This is a genomic window from Spirosoma areae, from assembly GCF_054781775.1.
Genome location: NZ_BAAGTT010000017.1, coordinates 1 through 1,532 on the forward strand (window position 1 = coordinate 1; position 1,532 = coordinate 1,532).

At 55.2% G+C, this 1,532-nt stretch carries 2 protein-coding genes; both read left to right on the forward strand.

Going from position 1 to position 1,532, the window contains the following annotated elements:
- Positions 1–754 (forward strand): hypothetical protein (locus ACYVI1_RS08415; protein WP_460908800.1); only part of this gene is annotated, 754 nt, incomplete at its 5' end.
- A gap of 194 nt (positions 755–948) precedes the next feature.
- On the forward strand, positions 949–1,532 hold a 584-nt coding region (locus ACYVI1_RS08420), incomplete at its 3' end, for a hypothetical protein (protein ID WP_460908802.1).

A 1,532-nucleotide genomic window follows, 5' to 3' on the forward strand; every position in this document is an offset into this window, starting at 1 on the left:
CATACTGGTAGGGATGCACCAGATTCTGCGGGGGCCACAGAACGCCGTATGCGATGCGGGTAAGTTTCCCAAGCTGACCGATCTGGAACTGGGCTTTAGCCGGGATGGCTTCCACTGGCACCGGCCCGACCGACGGGGATTCATCCGGGCAGAGCGCACCGAAAACGCTTGGGACCGGGGATACATAAGGACTCCTACAGGTGTGTTTGTGGTATTAAAAGATTTCTTGGTTTTTCCTTACACGGGCTTCTCGGGGGTTGCCACCGACGGCACGAGAGGCAGTTACAATGGCGCCAGCATCGGGCTGGCTTTTCTGCGTCGGGACGGGTTTGCTTCGCTGGATGCCGGATCAAACGCAGGTACGCTTACCACCCGGCCCATCACCTTTTCTGGAAAGCACCTGTTCATCAATGCCTCCGTGCCACAAGGCACACTGCGGGCCGAAGTGCAAGACTTGTCTGGTAAACCTTTGTCTCCCTTCACATTGGAAAACAGTATACCCTTAACCGGGGACAGCACCCTGGCTCAGTTGCGGTGGCAGGCAGGAGCCGACCTGTCGGTGCTGCGGGGCCAGCCCGTGCGGCTGCATTTTGAGCTAACGGGTGGGTCCTTGTATGCCTTCTGGGTGAGTCAGGACGCAACCGGTCGGAGTGAGGGCTATATGGCAGCGGGAGGCCCGGGCTACACTGGCATCAGGGACACGGTCGGCAGAAACGCGTTGCAACCAAGTTCACGAAAACCGTTCATTCCATGAAAAGACGTCTCTTTCTTCAACAGACTGCCCGAAGTATTTTCTTTTCTCCCGCTTTTTTCCGCGCAAATAATTTTTCACTACTTCAAGGCAATTGGATAGAAAGGAATGGGGTAAAAAATGACCCCCTATACAATGGGATTGTACTGCCCGAAGTGTGGCCACCGAGGCATTTTTTGCCAGAATCCGAAGAACCCATGCCAGTGCCGTACTTGAAGAATCCACCCGCTGTGATTCCCATCGATGTGGGTAGGCAGTTGTTTGTTGATGATTTTTTGGTGGAGAACACAACCCTCAAGTTGAGGTTTCACCAGGCTAAAAAGTTTGAGGGCAACCCGGTTTACAAGCCGCAGAGCGCAGATGAGGTAGGGGGACCGGACGGGAAACGTTCGGTGGTGTACACAGGCCATGGGGGTGTTTTTTTCGATTGGAAGGTAGGCTTATTCAAAATGTTTTATCGAGCCGGCTGGCTGGGAGGATTGGCCATGGCTACCAGTCAGGATTTGGTTCACTGGCAGCGGCCGGACTTAGGTCTGGCTGGCGGTAACCTGCTCCTGCCTAAAGGACCTGCCTACTCTGGCGAGAAGCTCGTCACGGCGGGATCAGATAACAGCATCTGGCTGGATTTAGAAGCGGCTAACCCTAAGGAGCGGCTCAAGTTCCTGACTTGCTGGATGCACGTGCCTGCCGACCAAAGGCCCCGCCATACCACCCACACCCTGCACGTGTCGGATGGCAGGAACTGGTCGAAGGCCCACCCCACAGGAAAGTATGGTGATTA